This is a genomic window from Micromonospora sp. NPDC050980, from assembly GCF_040653835.1.
GTDB lineage: Bacteria > Actinomycetota > Actinomycetes > Mycobacteriales > Micromonosporaceae > Micromonospora.
Genome location: NZ_JBFAGS010000002.1, coordinates 512,570 through 528,088, shown reverse-complemented (window position 1 = coordinate 528,088; position 15,519 = coordinate 512,570). Strand labels below are relative to the sequence as shown.

Annotated in this window: 17 protein-coding genes and 1 pseudogene; 12 read left to right on the top strand and 6 right to left on the bottom strand. The window is 73.5% G+C overall.

Annotated features, from left to right (window positions below; all coding sequences use genetic code 11):
- Positions 1 to 3 precede the first annotated feature (3 nt).
- From AB0H28_RS06120 to AB0H28_RS06110, 3 genes are read left to right on the top strand one after another with little or no spacing between them, the layout of a single operon-like run.
- Positions 4 to 741 (top strand): 4'-phosphopantetheinyl transferase superfamily protein, encoded by a 738-nt coding sequence (locus AB0H28_RS06120; RefSeq protein WP_358034958.1) that lies wholly within the window; start codon positions 4 to 6, stop codon positions 739 to 741.
- Positions 735 to 1,016 (top strand): phosphopantetheine-binding protein, encoded by a 282-nt coding sequence (locus AB0H28_RS06115; protein ID WP_358034955.1) that lies wholly within the window; start codon positions 735 to 737, stop codon positions 1,014 to 1,016. Before AB0H28_RS06120 ends, AB0H28_RS06115 begins: the two co-directional genes overlap by 7 nt.
- Before the next feature lie 2 nt (positions 1,017 to 1,018).
- The gene (locus tag AB0H28_RS06110) at positions 1,019 to 2,341 is read left to right on the top strand and encodes a glycosyltransferase (protein ID WP_358034952.1); all 1,323 of its coding nucleotides are present in this window, start codon (positions 1,019 to 1,021) and stop codon (positions 2,339 to 2,341) included.
- A 74-nt stretch (positions 2,342 to 2,415) separates the two neighbouring features.
- Here AB0H28_RS06110 and AB0H28_RS06105 read toward each other — a convergent pair whose 3' ends face one another.
- Genes AB0H28_RS06105 through AB0H28_RS06095 form a run of 3 tightly spaced genes read right to left on the bottom strand, consistent with a single transcriptional unit; the run spans position 2,416 to position 4,115 of the window.
- Entirely contained in the window at positions 2,416 to 3,657 is a 1,242-nt protein-coding gene (locus tag AB0H28_RS06105; protein WP_358034950.1) for a beta-ketoacyl-[acyl-carrier-protein] synthase family protein, read from the bottom strand.
- A gap of 14 nt (positions 3,658 to 3,671) precedes the next feature.
- Positions 3,672 to 3,932 (bottom strand): acyl carrier protein, encoded by a 261-nt coding sequence (locus tag AB0H28_RS06100; protein WP_358034947.1) that lies wholly within the window; start codon positions 3,930 to 3,932, stop codon positions 3,672 to 3,674.
- 39 nt (positions 3,933 to 3,971) lie between these two features.
- Complete coding sequence (locus AB0H28_RS06095; RefSeq protein ID WP_358034945.1) at positions 3,972 to 4,115, bottom strand: hypothetical protein; 144 nt, start codon at positions 4,113 to 4,115, stop codon at positions 3,972 to 3,974.
- A gap of 41 nt (positions 4,116 to 4,156) precedes the next feature.
- Between AB0H28_RS06095 and AB0H28_RS06090 the strand changes: the two are divergent.
- Together AB0H28_RS06090 and AB0H28_RS06085 are read left to right on the top strand one after the other, a co-directional pair.
- Positions 4,157 to 4,357 (top strand): annotated as a pseudogene (locus AB0H28_RS06090) (ABC transporter permease); the annotation flags it as partial.
- 43 nt (positions 4,358 to 4,400) lie between these two features.
- On the top strand, positions 4,401 to 4,751 hold the full coding sequence (locus AB0H28_RS06085) for an MmcQ/YjbR family DNA-binding protein (RefSeq protein WP_358035168.1): 351 nt from the start codon (positions 4,401 to 4,403) through the stop codon (positions 4,749 to 4,751).
- Positions 4,752 to 4,777: 26 nt separating this feature from the next.
- On the opposite strand, the gene AB0H28_RS06080 is transcribed toward AB0H28_RS06085, so the two are convergent.
- Positions 4,778 to 5,599 (bottom strand): endonuclease/exonuclease/phosphatase family protein, encoded by an 822-nt coding sequence (locus AB0H28_RS06080; protein ID WP_358034942.1) that lies wholly within the window; start codon positions 5,597 to 5,599, stop codon positions 4,778 to 4,780.
- 316 nt (positions 5,600 to 5,915) lie between these two features.
- Between AB0H28_RS06080 and AB0H28_RS06075 the strand changes: the two genes are divergently transcribed.
- The 7 genes from AB0H28_RS06075 to AB0H28_RS06045 all read left to right on the top strand — a co-directional run bounded on the left by AB0H28_RS06075 (position 5,916) and on the right by AB0H28_RS06045 (position 13,450).
- Positions 5,916 to 7,241, top strand: coding sequence for a sugar ABC transporter substrate-binding protein (locus tag AB0H28_RS06075; RefSeq protein WP_358034939.1), 1,326 nt, complete (start codon positions 5,916 to 5,918; stop codon positions 7,239 to 7,241).
- Positions 7,238 to 8,197, top strand: coding sequence for a sugar ABC transporter permease (locus AB0H28_RS06070; protein ID WP_358034936.1), 960 nt, complete (start codon positions 7,238 to 7,240; stop codon positions 8,195 to 8,197). The genes AB0H28_RS06075 and AB0H28_RS06070 overlap by 4 nt, the downstream gene beginning before the upstream one ends.
- Entirely contained in the window at positions 8,197 to 9,033 is an 837-nt protein-coding gene (locus AB0H28_RS06065) for a carbohydrate ABC transporter permease (protein WP_358034933.1), read from the top strand. Before AB0H28_RS06070 ends, AB0H28_RS06065 begins: the two co-directional genes overlap by 1 nt.
- 34 nt (positions 9,034 to 9,067) lie before the next feature.
- Positions 9,068 to 10,195: a glycoside hydrolase family 172 protein gene (locus AB0H28_RS06060; protein WP_358034931.1), complete on the top strand. Its 1,128-nt coding sequence runs from the start codon at positions 9,068 to 9,070 to the stop codon at positions 10,193 to 10,195.
- 70 nt (positions 10,196 to 10,265) lie between these two features.
- Positions 10,266 to 11,300 (top strand): LacI family DNA-binding transcriptional regulator, encoded by a 1,035-nt coding sequence (locus AB0H28_RS06055; RefSeq protein WP_358034929.1) that lies wholly within the window; start codon positions 10,266 to 10,268, stop codon positions 11,298 to 11,300.
- A 167-nt stretch (positions 11,301 to 11,467) separates the two neighbouring features.
- Entirely contained in the window at positions 11,468 to 12,478 is a 1,011-nt protein-coding gene (locus tag AB0H28_RS06050; protein ID WP_358034926.1) for a glycosyl hydrolase family 32, read from the top strand.
- 3 nt (positions 12,479 to 12,481) lie between these two features.
- Positions 12,482 to 13,450, top strand: coding sequence for a carbohydrate kinase (locus tag AB0H28_RS06045; RefSeq protein ID WP_358034923.1), 969 nt, complete (start codon positions 12,482 to 12,484; stop codon positions 13,448 to 13,450).
- A gap of 25 nt (positions 13,451 to 13,475) precedes the next feature.
- Here AB0H28_RS06045 and AB0H28_RS06040 read toward each other — a convergent pair whose 3' ends face one another.
- Together AB0H28_RS06040 and AB0H28_RS06035 are read right to left on the bottom strand one after the other, a co-directional pair.
- Positions 13,476 to 14,417: an acyltransferase domain-containing protein gene (locus tag AB0H28_RS06040; protein WP_358034920.1), complete on the bottom strand. Its 942-nt coding sequence runs from the start codon at positions 14,415 to 14,417 to the stop codon at positions 13,476 to 13,478.
- Between the two features lie 70 nt (positions 14,418 to 14,487).
- The gene (locus AB0H28_RS06035; protein WP_358034917.1) at positions 14,488 to 15,507 is read right to left on the bottom strand and encodes an acetylxylan esterase; all 1,020 of its coding nucleotides are present in this window, start codon (positions 15,505 to 15,507) and stop codon (positions 14,488 to 14,490) included.
- Between the last annotated feature and the right edge of the window lie 12 nt (positions 15,508 to 15,519).

Genomic DNA, 15,519 nt, shown 5'->3' with positions numbered 1-15,519 from the left:
GGCATGCAAGACACCGTGTGCGTGCGGGTGCTTGCGGCCGGGGCGTCGCCAGCGGAGCTGGCCCGTTGCCGGGCGGTGCTCGACCCGGCGGAGCGGTCCCGCGCCGCCGCGCTCGGCACCGCGGGGCTGCGGGACCGGTTCACCGTCGCGCACGGCGCGCTGCGCGTCCTCGCCGGCCGGGCCGTGGGCGTGCCGCCGTCGGCGCTCGCCTGGCGCCCGGGCCGGCACGGCCGGCCGGCGCTGACCGGCCCGCACGCCGGACTGCACACGAGCCTGTCCTACTCCGGTGACCTCGTCGCGGTGGCGCTGAGCCGGGGCCGCCCGGTCGGGGTGGACATCCAGCACCTCCCGCCGGGGCGGGACCCGGTGTCCCTGGCGGAACGCTTCTTCCACCCGCAGGAGGCGCGACACGTCGCCGCCGGGCTCGACGCCGGGCAGCGGGCGGACCGGTGCCTGCGCCTCTGGGTCCGCAAGGAGGCGGCGGTGAAGTCCGCCGGGGGTCGGCTCTGGCCCAACCTGGCCGTGCCGGTGCACGCGGACGACGTGGTGGCGTGCGTCGAGCCGGCCGGCCCGCACCGCCTCGCGGACGTGGCGACGCCGTCCGGCTACCGCATGGCGGTGGCGCTCGCCGGTGACGCCCCGTACGCGATCGAGTTCTACCCGTTGACACTCGCCGATGTCCTTTGCTCTGATGGCTCCATGCTGGCGCACACGATCGATTCGCGGGGCCACCGGTGCTAGAGCACGACACGTCGACCGCGTCGCCGCCGCGCGAGGCGATCGTCCGGAGCCTGACGGCGTTGCTGGAGCGCATGCTCCGGCCGGCCACGCCGGTCACCGAGCGAACCCAGTTGATGGACGAGCTGGGCCTCAGCTCGTCGCTCGCGCTGGAGGTGCTGCTGGAGCTGGAGGACGAGCTGGAGATCCAGATCGACGTGGAGGATCTGGACGAGGACCGGATGACCACCCTCGGCGACCTGGCGGACTACCTCGCCGCCAACTCCACCCCCCGCTGAGCATGCCGACCGGGGGCCGGCCGAGCCTGAGCGTGGTGGTGCCGGCGCACGACAACGGCGCCGCCCTCGACGCGACGCTGCACTCGCTCACCCGCCAGACGCTGCCGCGTGACGACTTCGAGGTGATCGTCGGCGACGACGGCTCCGCCGTCGCGCTGGGACCGGTCGCGGACAGGTACGGCGACCGGCTGACCGTCAGCCACGTCCGTAGCGAGCACAACCGTGGGCGCAGCGCCAACCGCAACGCCGCGGCGGCCCGGGCCCGAGCCGACACGCTGATGTTCCTGGACGCCGACACGGTGGCGCATCCCCGGCTGCTGGAGCGGCACCGCGACTTCCATGCCGGCCGCGCCGGCCGCCCCGGCGTGCTGCTCGGGCAGCGGTACGACCTGGACTGGGCCGGCGCGGACGCGCTGCGTCGGGGCGAGCCGATCGGGCCGGCGATGCTCGACGCCGAGCGCGGCGACCCGCGCCTGGAGGACACCGCCCACCCGCAGCGGATGCGGGACTTCCCGCACGCGCCGTGGGTGCTGGGGCTGACCCACAACGCCTCGGTCGACCACGAGTCGTTCCGACGGGTCGGCGGCTTCGACGAGGCCATGGTCAAGTGGGGCTTCGAGGACCTCGACTTCTTCTACCGGGTCTTCCACCTGCACGGGGCGCCACCGGAGCTGTTCCGGCTCGACGTCGACGCGCTCTCCTACCACCTGCCGCACTTCCGCCGCACCACCAACGGGCTCGCCTCGATGGACAACATGAAATACCTGCTGCGCAAGCACCTGCGCTACGACGTCGAGGTGCTGTACGCGATAAACACGTTCGGCCGGCACCTGGGTCGCATCCGCCTCTACGGCGACGCGATCGACGCCTACCGGCGGGGCGGGTTGGGGCACCCGGCCGTGCTGCCCGCCGCGTTGCGCGACGAGTTGGCCACCAGCCGGGCCCTGGTCGTCGGCAACGGGGTGTCCGCGTTGGAGCTGGGCGCCGGCTCGCACACCTTCGACCACGCGGCGCCGCCGCACGACACGAACTCGCACCTGCTCGGCACCGTCCTGCAACAGTTCCGCACCGGCGCGCTGGACCTGATCGTCAACGTCGACCTGTGGCGGTGCCTGCTCCCCGACGACCTGCCGGCGTTCCTGACCCGGGGGCTGCTCAAGGCCGACCGGATCGAGCTGGTCGCCAGCCGCACCGACCTCGACCAGCAGGACCTGCTGCCGGTGCCGCTCGTCGCGGACCTGGACTACCTGGTCGACATGCTCGACCCGCACTTCGCCGTCACGGTCGCCCGGCACGAGTCCGCGACCCTCATCACCGTGCGCTGACCCCCACCCACCCCTCGGGCCTGATGCACGGAAAGAGGGCCCGCGCCGCACGGGTTGGGCGCTCTTTCCGGGAATCAGGGCGCGGGGTGGGGGTGGGAGAGGACGAGGCTCACGTTGTGGCCGCCGAAGCCGAAGGAGTTGGACAGCACGGCCTGCACCGGCGACGGGCGGGGGGTCTTGCGGATGTGGTCGACGTCGCCGGCCGGGTCCGGGTCGTCGAGGTTGTGCGTCGGCGGCAGCAGGCCGCGCCGCAGCGCCTCGACGCCGATGGCCGCCTCGATCACGCCGGAGACACCGAGCATGTGCCCGGTCACGCCCTTGGTCGAGCTCAGCGGCGGCGGGTGTGCGCCGTAGACGGCACGCAGCGCGGCCAGCTCGGCCGCGTCGCCGGCCTTGGTGCTGGTGCCGTGCGCGTTGACGTAACCGATGTCGCCGAGGTCCAGGCCGGCGTCGCGGACGGCCATCCGCATGCAGTGCGCCGCGCCGGCGCCGTCGGGGCGGGGGGTGGTCGGATGGTACGCGTCGTTCGTCGCGCCCCAGCCGAGCACGTCGGCGTGGCGGCGGGCGCCGCGCGCGGCGGCGTGCGCGGCGCGTTCCAGCACCAGGACCCCGGCGCCCTCGCCGAGGACCAGGCCGTTGCGCCGGCGGTCGAACGGCCGGCTCGCGGCCGTCGGGTCGGCCCAGCCCCGGGCGAGCGCGCGGGCGTTGCCGAACGCGTCGGCGAACGTCGGGAACAGCGGCGCCTCGGCGCAGCCGGCGACGACGACGTCCGCCTCACCGGCGCGCAGGATGCGCAGCCCTTCGCCGACGGACTGGGCGCCGGCCGCGCACGCCGTGCCGATCGACGAGGTGTAGCCGCGGATGCCGAACGCGATGGCGATGCGCGCCGCGCCCATGTTCGGCAGCGTCCCGGGCAGCAGGTACGGGCTGACCCCGAACCGGCCCCGCCCGGCCCGCTGGAGAACCTGGTCGGCCAGCGTGGACAGACCGCCGACGCCGGAGACGACGACGGCCACCCGGTAGGGGTCGACGTCGCGGCCGACCCGCAGGCCGGCGTCGGCCAGCGCGTCGGCGGCGGCGCGCAGCGCCATCACGATCGAGCGGTCCACCACCCGGGACTCCGGGCCGGGCAGCACGGTGGCCGGGTCGATCGCCGGGGCGATCGCGGCGACGTCGACCACGCCGTGGACCGGGTGGCCCTCCGGTGGCCGGGACAGCCCGGAGCGACCGTCGCACACCGCGTCGAACACCTCGGCGGCGGTCGCGCCGACCGGGCTGACCAGCCCGATGCCGGTGACCGTCACACTCGCGGGCACGGCCGGCGCGCCGGTCAGAGCGCCGACGCCGGTTGGATGCGCTGGGCCACCGCGTGGCAGAACTCGCCGAGCGTCATCATGGCGAGCATCTCCGCCTCGTCGTCGTCGAACGCCACCCCGAACCGGTCCTCCACCCGGACGGCCAGTTCGGCCAGGCCGAGGGAGTCCACGTCGAGACCGGCCGGGCCGAAGACGGTGTCGTCGTCGACGTCCTCGACGTCGTACTTCATCTCGGTCAGGGCGGCGAGCAGGAACGCGCGGATCTCATCGGTCATGGCCGGTGTGTCCTTTCCACAGCGTGAAATCGACCTTACTCAATCGGATTGGTTTGGCAAGGTCCCGGCCGGCCGGCGCGGGGCGGCCAGCCGGACCGGTTGGTGGTCGTAGCCGCGCAGCATGAGCTGGCGCCGCTCGCCGGGCTCGGCGGCGAGCACCACCGCCGGGAAGCGGGCCAGCACGCGGGGCAGGACCAGTCGGCCTTCCGCCGGGCCAGCGCGGCGCCGAGGCCACGCTGTCGTTCCTGGGCATCGGTCTGAAGAACCCGGTGGTCCCCTGGGGCATCATGATCAGCGAGGCGCAGAACTACCTCCGGGTCTCGCCGTACCTGCTGTTCTTCCCCGCCGCGTTCCTCGTCACCGCCGTGCTGAGCTTCGTCATGCTCGGCGAGGCGGTCCGCGAGGCCCTCGACCCGAAGCTGCGCTCACCGGGCCCGCCGGATGCCCTACGGTGGACCGGTGACCGACATGGTGGAGACGATCCGACGGGTGTGCCTGGCGCTGCCCGAGGTCAGCGAACGGCTCAGTCACGGCACCCCGACCTGGTTCGTGCGGGGCAAGAAGTCGTTCGCCACCGTCTGGCCCGACGGCCATCACCAGGACAAGTTCCCGCACCTGTGGTGCGCCGCGCCGGCCGGCTCCGCGGTCGAACTGGCCGCGGCGAACCCGCGCGCCTACTTCCGCCCGCCCTATGTGGGCGGTCGCGGCTGGGTCGGCGTACGCCTCGACGCCGGCCTCGACGAGGCAGAGCTGGCCGAGGTGCTCCAGGACGCCTATCGGGCGGTCGCGCCGCCCACGCTCGTCGCCCGCCTGCCGTAGCACCGGCATGGTCGGGCCGGCGGTGCTCACCGCGCGAATGTCGCCGGGCCGGCGGGCGGCCCGCCGCGCACCGCCAGGGTGGCCAGCAGCGCGGGGTGGTCGGTCGAGCCGCCCATGTCGACCGCCCGGTGGCAGCAGATCGTGAGGTCGTCCGTCGCGATGACCTGCTGCCGCGCGCCGTCGTCGATCCGCCGGTAGTCCGGCGGCACGCACGAGCGCACGTCGGGTACGCCGCCGGCCCGCAGGTTGAGGTCGCCGCCGAGCACGGTGGGCGCGTACCCGTCGTCGCGCCGGATCGCCGGCACCACCGTGCCGACCAGATGGCCGCACTGGGCCAGCGCCACGGCGCCGTCGGTGTTCGCCAGGTGGGTGGTGCAGGCGTGCAGCACGGCGGCGGCGTGCAGGCAGAGCCAGACCCGCTCCTCCGGGTCCGCGAGATCCTGCACCGGATAGGTGCCCCGGTGCACCTCGGGCCGGTCGCCGCGGCCGTCGAGGCGGGCCAGCAACCCGATGCCGTACGGCTGGCCGTTGTCGCACCGGGTCGCGGCGCCGCTGGGGCGGTCCCCGGCGGCCTGGAAGGCGGAGACGACCCGGGCGCCGGGGTGGTCGGCGGCGAGCGCCCGCCGCAACATGGTCACGTCGTCGCGGCAGATCTCGTTGAGCGTGACCAGGTCGGGCAGTTCGGCGGCGATCACCTCGGCGGCCCGCGGCACGGCGCGACCGGTCCAGCAGCCGGCCCGGCCGCTGTTGCAGAGGTTCATCTGGAGCACCCGCAGCGTGCCGGACCCGGTCCCACCGGCCGGCGACGAGCCGGCGGGCAGCCCGGCCAGCGCGAGCAGGAACACCACGGCCAGCGCCCGGCGGGCACGCCGGGCGAGGCGGGTGGTCGGCGGCGCGGACAGTGGGGCTCCGGCGGGGTGACGGTCGTCGACGGGGTGGCCGTGATCCTATCGCCGACCCGCTCCGGGACGAGGCGCGCTGCCGGCCATCGATGGTCACCTCAGTCACCGAGCTGGCACTTGACCGTCACGCGATGCACTCCTAGGCTCTGCCAAAAGCTTTTGCCAAAAGGTTTTGGCGCACCGCCCGACAAACCACCAGCGTCCACCACCACGCGCCCAACGCGCGCCCCCACGCGCCCGGCGACCCCTGAACGGAGCAGACATGGCCCTTCCCGACCTCCACACCACGGCCGGCGGCTGGCGCCGTCGCGGATTTCTCGGCCTGACCGCAGGCGCCGGAGCCGCCGCCCTGCTCGGCACCGCCGGCTGTGGCGCCGGAGGCACCGGCGGCGGCTCGGGCGACGACAAGACCCTCACCCTCGCCTGCGAGGGCGGCGGCAAGACCGAGCTGCAACCAATCGTGGACAGGTTCAAGCAGGCCACCGGCGTGACCGTGACACTTGTCGAACTGCCCTACGAAGGGCTGTTCAACAGGCTCAGCAGTGAGCTGTCCGGCAACCGCCCGTCATTCGACGTGTGCGCCGTCGACGCGGTCTGGATCCCGCTGCTCGCCGGCAAGCTCGCCCCGCTCGACGAGCTCTTCACCGACGCGGTCAAGGCCGACCTGTTCCCCGCGCTGGTTCAGGAGGCCCAGGCGGACGGGCACTTCATCGGCATGCCGGTGTGGACCAACAGCGAGATCCTGTTCTACCGCAAGGACCTCTTCGACGACCCCAAGGAGAAGGCCGCATTCGAGCGGAAGTACGGCTACCCGCTCGCCCCGCCCACCACCTGGCAGCAGTTCACCGACACCGCCGTCTTCTTCACCCGGCCCGAGCAGAAGCTGTACGGCACCGACGTCAAGGGCGCGGTGGAGACCGAGTGGCTCGCCCACGTCCTGCAGGCGGGCTCGCCGGGCGTGGTGCTCGACGACGACGGCGGCGTCATCGTCGACAACGCCCAGCACCTCGCCGCGCTGACGTTCTACGCCGACCTCAACAACAAGCACAAGGTCGCCCCCGCCGGAGCCGCGCAGACCGACTGGAACGCGGCGCAGAACCTGTTCAATCAGGGTCAGACCGCGATGACCCGGTTCTGGGCACACGCGTACCGGCAGATTCCGGCCGACGCGAAGGTCGCCGGCAAGGTCGGCGCCGCGCCGATGGTCGGCGGCACCGCCGGCGTCGCGGGCATCCACGGCCCGTGGTATCTGTCCGCGCCGAAGGGCGGCGCCAAGGCCGACCTGGCCAAGCAGTTCATCAAGGCCGCCTACGACAACAACGCGCTGAGCGTGGAGACCACGCTGGGCCTGGCCGCCCGCAAGTCCGCCTACCAACAGTACGCCACGAAGCCCGGCTACGAGTCGTTCGGCCCGCTGCTGGCCACGCTGAACGCGAGCGCCACCCGACCGCGCCCGGCCAGCCCGCACTGGCAGCGGATAGTGGACGGCGTCCTGGTGCCCACCATCCAGAAGGCGCTCACGCCCGACGCGGACTACGCCGCGCTGCTCAGGGCTGCTCGTACCCAGATCGAGGGCATCGTCAAGTGAGCCCGACAGCGCAGGCGGCACCGCCGCGGACCGTACCGGACGCGCCGACGCAGAGTCCGCGGCGTGTCCGCCGAGGGCTCTCCGACGCCCGGTACGCGGCCCTGCTGGCCGCGCCGGCCGCGGTGGTGCTGCTCGCGCTGGTCGGGTGGCCGCTGGTCAAACTCGCCGTGGACAGCCTGTACACCGGGTCGGGGCTCGGTGACGGGCGGCGCTTCGCCGGGCTGGACAACTACCTGACCGCGTTGACCGACCCGGGCATCCGGGCGGCGGCCGGCCGGACGCTCGCGTACACGCTCATCGTGGTCACCGCCGAGCTGGCGCTCGGCCTCGCGGTGGCGCTGCTGTTCCACCGGCTCGGGCCGCGTTCGCGGATCCTGCAGACCGTCTTCCTCTACCCGCTGATGATCGCGCCGGTGGTCGCCGGCCTGCTCTGGCGGTTCCTGATGATCGACAACGTCGGCATCGTCAACGAGTTGCTCGCCCGGATCGGAGTGCTGGACAACCCGGGCGACGTCTCCTGGCTCAGCGACCCGGACCTGGTGCTCTTCTCGGTCGCGCTGCCCGACGTCTGGCTCACCACCTCGTTCATGACACTGGTGCTCTACGCCGGCCTGCAGGCCATTCCCCCGGACCTGTACGAGGCCGCCCGGCTCGACGGCGCCCGTGGACTGCGACTGCTGGTCAGCGTGACGCTGCCGCTGCTGCGGCCGGTGATCGCGGTGGCGCTGATCATCCGGGGCGTCGACGCCGCCCGGGCCTTCGACGTGATCCTGATCCAGACCGACGGTGGCCCGCAGTCCGCCTCCGAGACGTTGAGCCTGACCATCTACAAGACCATGGTCAGCTACAACGACCCGGGCACGGCCGCCGCCACCAGCACCGTGTTCATGATCGTCATGATGCTGGTCGCGATGGTCGCGGTGCTGACCATCTGGCGGCCCGGACGGGAGTCCTGATGACCCACGCGCGGCTCGCCCGCCTCCGTACCGGACTGCTCTGGGCCGTCGCCGTCGCGGTCGTCGCGGCCTACGCCTTCCCCTTCGTCTACCTGGTGCTGACCTCGTTCAAGCCGGCCACGGACGCGGTCGCGGTGCCGCCGACCGTGCTGCCGCGGCGGTTCAGCCTCGACAACTACCTCACCGCACTGGACCGACCCGGAGTCACCGCCTCGTTCGTCAACAGCGTCAGCACGGCGATCGTCGCCACCGTGCTGTCGATGGCCCTGGCGATCCCGGCGGCCTGGGGCATCACCCGCTACCGCAGCCGCGCCGGCCGAATGCTGATGGCCGGCTCGCTGCTGGTCCGGATGGCGCCGGCGGTGGCGATCGGCATCCCGCTGGTCACCATCCTCGGCGCGCTGGGGCTCACCGACACGCCCACCGGCCTCGCCCTGGCCCAGACCACGGTGGCGCTGCCGCTGTCGATCTGGCTGCTCGCCAGCTTCTTCGAGGGGGTGCCCCGGGAGATCGAGGAGGCCGCGCTGGTCGACGGCTGCGGCCGGTTCGGCGCGCTGCTGCGGGTCATCCTGCCGGTCGTCTCCGGCGGCGTGGCGGTCACCGCGATCTTCGCGTTCCTCGCCTCCTGGAACGAGTTCCTCTTCGCGCTGCTGCTCACCTCGGTACGCGCCCAGACCACCCCGATCGCCATCGCCAACTTCCAGAGCCAGTTCGGCCTCGACTGGGGTCCGATGACGGCGCTGGCCACGCTCTACTCCGTACCCGCGGTCGTGCTGACGCTGCTGCTGCAGCGTCGGATCGTCGCCGGGCTCAGCCTCGGCGCCGTCAAGGGCTGACCGCCACTGCCCCGCACAACCCGAAAGGAACACCATGTCGTTCTGGCGACCCACCAGCCCGCTCGCGGGACTCACCCGGGTCAAGGCCGGCCGCTCCCGGCGCGAGTCGAGCTGGGACCGCACCGGCGGCAACCGGGACTTCGCGGTCGTCCCGCCTGGCGGGACGCACGTGCTGGCCGACATCACCGGCACCGGCGTCATCGGCCACATCTGGCTGACCACCCGCTGCTACTCCGAGAAGTACCTGCGCAAGCTGGTCATCGAGATGTACTGGGACGGCGAGGAGAACCCGAGCGTCCGCAGCCCGCTCGGCGACTTCTTCGGGGTCGGTCACGCCACCTGCACCCACTACGTCTCGTTGCCGCTGAGCATGGTGTTCGGCCCACGCCGCGGCCCCAAGGGCCCGTTCGCCGCCGCGATGAACTCCTACTTCCCGATGCCGTTCGGCAGCTCCGCGAAAATCGTCATCCGCAACGAGTCGGACCAGGCGATCGAGAACCTGTTCTACTACGTCGACTACGACCTGACCGACGAGGCGAAGCCGGACGACGTGGCCTACTTCCACGCCCACTACCGGCAGGAGAAGCCCTGCGTGCCGGTGCCGAACGGGCTCGCCCCGGGCGAGGTGCCGGCCCCCTGGGACCTGCCCGGGGTCAACCTCACCGGCGAGGACAACTACGTCATCCTGGACGCCGAGGGCGGCGCCGGCCACTACGTCGGCTGCGTGCTCAGCATCGACAACCACAACGCCTCCAACCAGCCGTACACCTGGCCGGGCGAGGGCGACGACATGATCTTCATCGATGGGGAGCAGTGGCCGCCGTCGATGCACGGCACCGGCACCGAGGACTACTTCAACGCGGCCTGGGGTTTCCCCAGCGGTGCGTACGCCGGGCCTTACCACGGCATCAGCCTGGCCAGCAGCCCGCAGGAGCACTTCGGGCTGTGGAGCATGTACCGGTTCCACATCGAGGACCCGGTGCGCTTCTCGAAGTCGATCAAGGTGACCATCGAGCACGGCCACGCCAACGACCAGGGCAACGACTTCTCCTCGGTGGCCTACTGGTATCAGCACCACCCGCACAAGCCGCTGCCGGAGCTGCCGCCGGTCGACGAGCGGCTGCCCCGCCGCTGGCCCGAACACGGCCTGTGGGACGAGTGAGCGGTCCGATACCGTTGAGCGGCCGTCCACACCGGACGTTCAACCTCACGAGCACTGCGATGGTGAGCTGATGGGACAGAAGGCGAGCATCCGGGACGTCGCCGCGGCGGCAGGCGTGTCGGTGACCACCGTGTCCCACGTGCTGAACAACAAGTCCGGCACCCGGGTCAGCTCGGAGACCCGCGAACGCGTCGAGACGGCCGCCCGCCGGCTCGGTTACGCGGCGAACGGTCTGGCCCGGGGCCTGCGGCTCCAGCGCTCGCAGACGCTCGGGCTGCTCGGTGACGAGATCGCCACCACCCCATACGCGGGACGGATGATCCTCGGGGCGCAGGAGACCGCCTCGGCGCGCGGCTGGCTGCTCATGCTGCTCACCACCGGGCGCGACCCGCAGGTGGAGCGGCGGGAGATCCAGGCGCTGGCCCGGCACCGGGTCGACGGCGTGCTCTACGCGACCATGTACCACCAGGTCGTGCGGGTGCCCGACGAGTTACGGCCGATGCCGGTGGTGCTGCTCGACGCCGCGGACGCCGACGGGACGTACCCGTCGGTGGTGCCGGACGAGCGCGGCGGCGGCGAGGCGGCCGTCCGGGAGTTGCTCGCGCACGGGCACCGTCGGATCGGCTTCGTCACCAACGTCGACGACATCCCCGCCACGCACGGCCGCCTCGAGGGCTACCGGGACGCGCTTCGGGAGGCGGGGGTGCCGTTCCGGCCGGAACTGGTGCTCGCCGAGATCTCCGACACGCACGGCGGCCACCGGGCCGCCCGGGCGCTCCTCGACCGCCCGGACCGGCCTACCGCTCTGTTCTGCTTCAACGACCGGATGGCGATGGGGGCCTACCGGGCGGCCGGCGAGCTGGGGCTGCGCGTCCCCAGCGACCTGTCGGTGGTCGGCTTCGACAACCAGGAGCTGATCGCCGAAGGGCTGCACCCGGGCCTCACCACCGTCGCGCTGCCGCACTACGAGATGGGCTCCTGGGCGGTGACCACCATGGTGGAGCTGCTCGACCAGCCCAAGGGCACCCGTCGGCGGGCCGCCGGGCCGGTCGTCATGCCCTGCCCGCTGGTCCGCCGCGAATCGGTCGCCGCCGTCCCGCACTGACCGTCCCCCGAGCCGCCGGACGGCGGCCCCGACCACCCGCCGCGCCTCGCGTGGCGGCCCGACGCACGGCGGCCCCGCATCCCGGGGGCGTCGCCACATCCCCGGCGCCGCCCCGCGGCGCGACGCACCCGCCGCCGCACCGGCGGCCGACGGCAAAGGACCCTCCCGTGCTCCGACTTCCCGACGCCTGGATCTGGGACTTCTGGTTCGCTCGTGACGGCGACACCCATCACCTCTTCTTCCTGCGCGCCTCCCGAGCGTTGGGCGACCCGGACCGGCGACACTTCCGGGCCAGCGTCGGCCACGCGGTCTCCCCCGACCTACGCGACTGGACCCAGCTCGCCGACGCGCTGGTACCGGCGGACCGGCCGGCGTTCGACGACGTCGCCACCTGGACCGGCTCGGTGCTGCGCGACCCGAACGGACGCTGGCACATGTTCTACACCGGCGCCGGCAGCGCCGAAGACGCGCTGGTGCAGCGGATCGGGCTGGCCAGCTCCGACGACCTGGTCACCTGGGAGCGGCACCCGGCGTCGCCGGTGCTCACCGCCGCCGGGCGCTGGTACGAGCGGCTCGGCGACTCCACCTGGCCGGATGAGGCGTGGCGCGACCCGTGGGTGTTCGCCGACCCGGACGGCGACGGTTGGCACATGCTGATCACCGCGCGCGCCAACGCCGGCCCGGTCGACGACCGGGGTGTCATCGCGCACGCCCGCTCGCACGATCTGGTGCACTGGACCGCCCAGCCGCCGGTGACCGCGGCGGGCAGCGGCTTCGGCCACCTGGAGGTACCCCAGGTGGAGGTGGTCGACGGCCGGCCGCTGCTGATCTTCTCCTGCCTGCATGACCAACTCGCCGAACGGAGCCGCGACGCCCGACCCAGCGGCGTCTGGGCGGTGCCCGGCGAGTCGCTGCTGGGCCCGTTCGACGCCACGAAGGCGCAGCGCCTGACCGACGACAGCCTCTACAGCGGGCGCCTGGTCCGCGACCGCGACGGACGCTGGCAGTTGCTGGCCTTCCTCAACCACGACGAGCGGGGACGATTCGTCGGCGAGCTGAGCGACCCGATCCCGCTGTGGGTCGACCCGGACGGCACCGTCCGGCTCGGTGATGCCGAACCGGGCACTCCCTACTCGGTGCACGGACGCCGCGCCGTCGCTCCCGCCACCGGAGCCTGAGCCGTGCTCACCGTGCTCGGCGAGGCCGTGGTGGACCTCGCCCCGTCCGGCGGGGGCGATCTGTTCGCCGCCCATCCCGGCGGCAGCCCACTGAACGTCGCGGTCGGGCTGGCCCGGCTCGGCCGGCCCACTGCCATGCTGGCCCGTTTCTCCCGTACCGCGTTGGGCCGCCGGCTGCGCGCCCACGCCGACGCCAACGGCGTCGACCTGAGCCACTCCGTCGCCGACGACCGACCGGCGACGCTGGCCATCGTCTCGCTGGACGCCGACGGGGCCGCTGGTTACGACTTCTACCTCGACGGCACCGCCGACTGGCACTGGCGCCGGGAGGAACTGGCGACACTGCCGGCCGGCACCGAGGTGCTGCACACCGGCTCACTGGCGGCCCTGCTGCCACCGGGCGCGGACACCGTCGCCGACCTGCTGGCCCGCACCCACGCGCGGGGGCGGGTGCTGGTCAGCCTCGACCCGAACGTGCGGCCGGCGATGCTCACCGATCCGGACGCCGCCCGAGACCGCCTGCTCGCCCTGGCCCGCCACGCCCACCTGGTGAAGGCCAGCGACGAGGACCTGGGCTGGCTCTTCCCCGGCCTACCTGTCGACGAGGCCGCCGCGGCGCTGGGCCGCCACGGGGTGGATCTGGTCGTGGTGACCCGGGGCGCCGCCGGCGCGTACGCCCGAAACGGCGGCGGTCTCGAAGTGACCTGCCCGGCCGAGCCGGTGGCCGTGGTGGACACCGTCGGGGCCGGCGACGCGTTCACCGCCGGCCTGCTCGACGCGCTGGTCGAGACGGGCGCCGCCGGTCCGGGCACGGTGGGGGCGCTGGACACCGAGCGGCTGCGCGCCGCGCTCGGGCACGCCACCCGGGTCGCGGCGCTAACCTGCGCCCGGCCGGGCGCCGATCCGCCGCGCCGCGCCGAGGTGGGCGCTCCGGCACCGCCTCGCCGGCCATCGTCCGCGCGGCGGCGCTGATCGTGCACCACCGCCGGCACCGGACCTAGACGGGGAAGCGGCCGACGCGCCAGTGCCAGTGGCGGCCGGCCGCCAGGTGGTCGACGACGGCGCGCCGGAGCGCGGTGTCGCGGGGCAACCGGTCCAGCGGTGTGCTCAGGTCGCGGAACACGAAGCGCCGCACCTCGACGTCGGCGTCGATCCCTTCCGGCTCCGCGTGGGGCTCCAGCGTGAACCGGCGTTGGAACCGGACGATGTTGGCATCCTCGGGCAGGTGTTCCCGCAGTTGCGGGTCGAGCAGCCAGGAGCCGCAGGAGAACTCGGTGTGGTGCTCGTCGGGGAAGTGGCGCGGGAAGAACACCCGGGCCGCGTCGAGCGAGGCGTCGACCGCCGCCGGGGTCAGCGGCCCCGACTCGGGGACGTGCAGGCCGATGGTCTCGCCGCGCTGGTGCTGCAACCGACCCAGCTCGTAGATGCCGCCGCGGGCGTGCAGCGTCAGCCAGCTCTGCATGACCGGCCAGCCCGAACCGGCCATCCGCCGGTCGACCGCGAGGTTGCGGCCCAGGTCGGCGAGCGTCGTCCAGGACACGGCGTCACCGATGCCGTGGTCGCTGTGGTATTCCCGCACCACGTCGACCAGGGCCAGGTAAGCGTAGACGTAGAGGTGCCGCCAGGCGGGGCCGCGCCCGCGGGGCAGCGCCGGGCCGGGCGGCAGCCAGTCGTGGCCGCCGAGGTCGGCGCGGACCAGCGCGATCGAGCGGTCGAGCAGCCAGCGCAGCTCCGGGGTCCACAGCGCGGAGTCCGGGTCGGGCCAGCCCGCCATGATCTCGGCGGCGTCGGCCGGCCGGACCGCGAGCCGGTCGAGGAGCGCGGGTGCGCCGGCCCGGCCGGGCAGCGGGGCCGACGGCCGGTCACCGGCGAGCCGGCGCACGCGGTCGACCTCCTCGGCGGGCACCCCGAGGCGCGCGGCGGTGTCGGCCGGATCCACGCGCCCGACCCTACCGACACCGCCGGCCGGTGCGACAGGCCGCCGACCGGGCGTGCGCCGGGATTCGCGGTCAGCCGCGAGGCCCGAGCTTGGTGGTGAGCCAGCGCAGTTGCCGCCGCACGTGCACGGCCTCGCCGCCCTCGTGGCCGTTGAAGGGATAGGTGTGCATCTCCCGCTCCGGGGCGGCGGGCCGGCCGGCGGCGGCGCCGTACTGGTTGTAGGCCGCGAAGCCGGTGCTCGGCGGGCAGACGTCGTCGCGCAGGCCGATCCCGAAGTGCGCCGGGGCGGTGGCCCGGCGGGCGAAGGTGACCCCGTCGACGTAGGACAGGGTGCGCCGGACCGCCTCCTCCGCCTCGCGGTGCACCGCCAGGTAGCGGGCGATCTCGCCGTACGGGGACGCCTCGGTGAGTTCGATGCCGCGCTGGACGTCGCACAGGAACGGCGCGGTGACCAGCAGCGCGGCCAGGCCGTCGACGAGGCCGGCCACCGCGAGCGCGAGTCCACCGCCCTGGCTGTTGCCCGTCGCGACGACCCGGTTGGCGTCGACCCCGGGCAGCGCGCGGACGGCGTCCACGGCGCGCACCGCGTCGGTGATCAGCCGGCGGTAGTGGTAGGTGCCCGGGGCCAGGATGCCACGGGTGGCGGGGCTCGGACCGCCCGGCGCGTCGTGCGGGTCCGGGGTGTCGCCGCAGCCGAACAGCCCGGACTGGCCCCGGTTGTCCACCAGCAGGTGCGCGTATCCGGCCACCGGCCAGGTCAGCCGCTCCCCCGGCAGGCCCCGGCCGCGGCCGTAGCCGGCGTACTCCACCACCGCCGGCAGGGGCGTGGACACGCCCGCGGGACGGGTGCACCAGGCCCGCACCGGCTCGCCGTCGAAGCCGGCGTACGTCACCTCGGACACCTCGACCAGCCGCAGGTCGGTGGGCTCCGGCCGGACGTCGACAAGCACCGGTGCAACCGTGGCGGCGGCGAGGGTGGCGTGCCAGAACCGGTCGAAGTCGGCCGGTTCGTCGACCGTCGGCGCATACCGACGGAGCTGTTCGACGGAGATGTCGGTCGATGCCCTTGACACGACGAGAACGATACACATAAATTTCCGCAA

What these genes read in the sequence shown, in the direction of transcription:
- AB0H28_RS06035 (WP_358034917.1), bottom strand. Translation starts at nt 15,507, where the DNA reads ATGTGTATCGTTCTCGTCGTGTCAAGGGCATCGACCGACATCTCCGTC.
- AB0H28_RS06065 (WP_358034933.1), top strand. Translation starts at nt 8,197, where the DNA reads ATGACCCACGCGCGGCTCGCCCGCCTCCGTACCGGACTGCTCTGGGCC.
- AB0H28_RS06055 (WP_358034929.1), top strand. Translation starts at nt 10,266, where the DNA reads ATGGGACAGAAGGCGAGCATCCGGGACGTCGCCGCGGCGGCAGGCGTG.
- AB0H28_RS06060 (WP_358034931.1), top strand. Translation starts at nt 9,068, where the DNA reads ATGTCGTTCTGGCGACCCACCAGCCCGCTCGCGGGACTCACCCGGGTC.
- AB0H28_RS06120 (WP_358034958.1), top strand. Translation starts at nt 4, where the DNA reads ATGCAAGACACCGTGTGCGTGCGGGTGCTTGCGGCCGGGGCGTCGCCA.
- AB0H28_RS06100 (WP_358034947.1), bottom strand. Translation starts at nt 3,932, where the DNA reads ATGACCGATGAGATCCGCGCGTTCCTGCTCGCCGCCCTGACCGAGATG.
- AB0H28_RS06085 (WP_358035168.1), top strand. Translation starts at nt 4,401, where the DNA reads ATGGTGGAGACGATCCGACGGGTGTGCCTGGCGCTGCCCGAGGTCAGC.
- AB0H28_RS06110 (WP_358034952.1), top strand. Translation starts at nt 1,019, where the DNA reads ATGCCGACCGGGGGCCGGCCGAGCCTGAGCGTGGTGGTGCCGGCGCAC.
- AB0H28_RS06075 (WP_358034939.1), top strand. Translation starts at nt 5,916, where the DNA reads ATGGCCCTTCCCGACCTCCACACCACGGCCGGCGGCTGGCGCCGTCGC.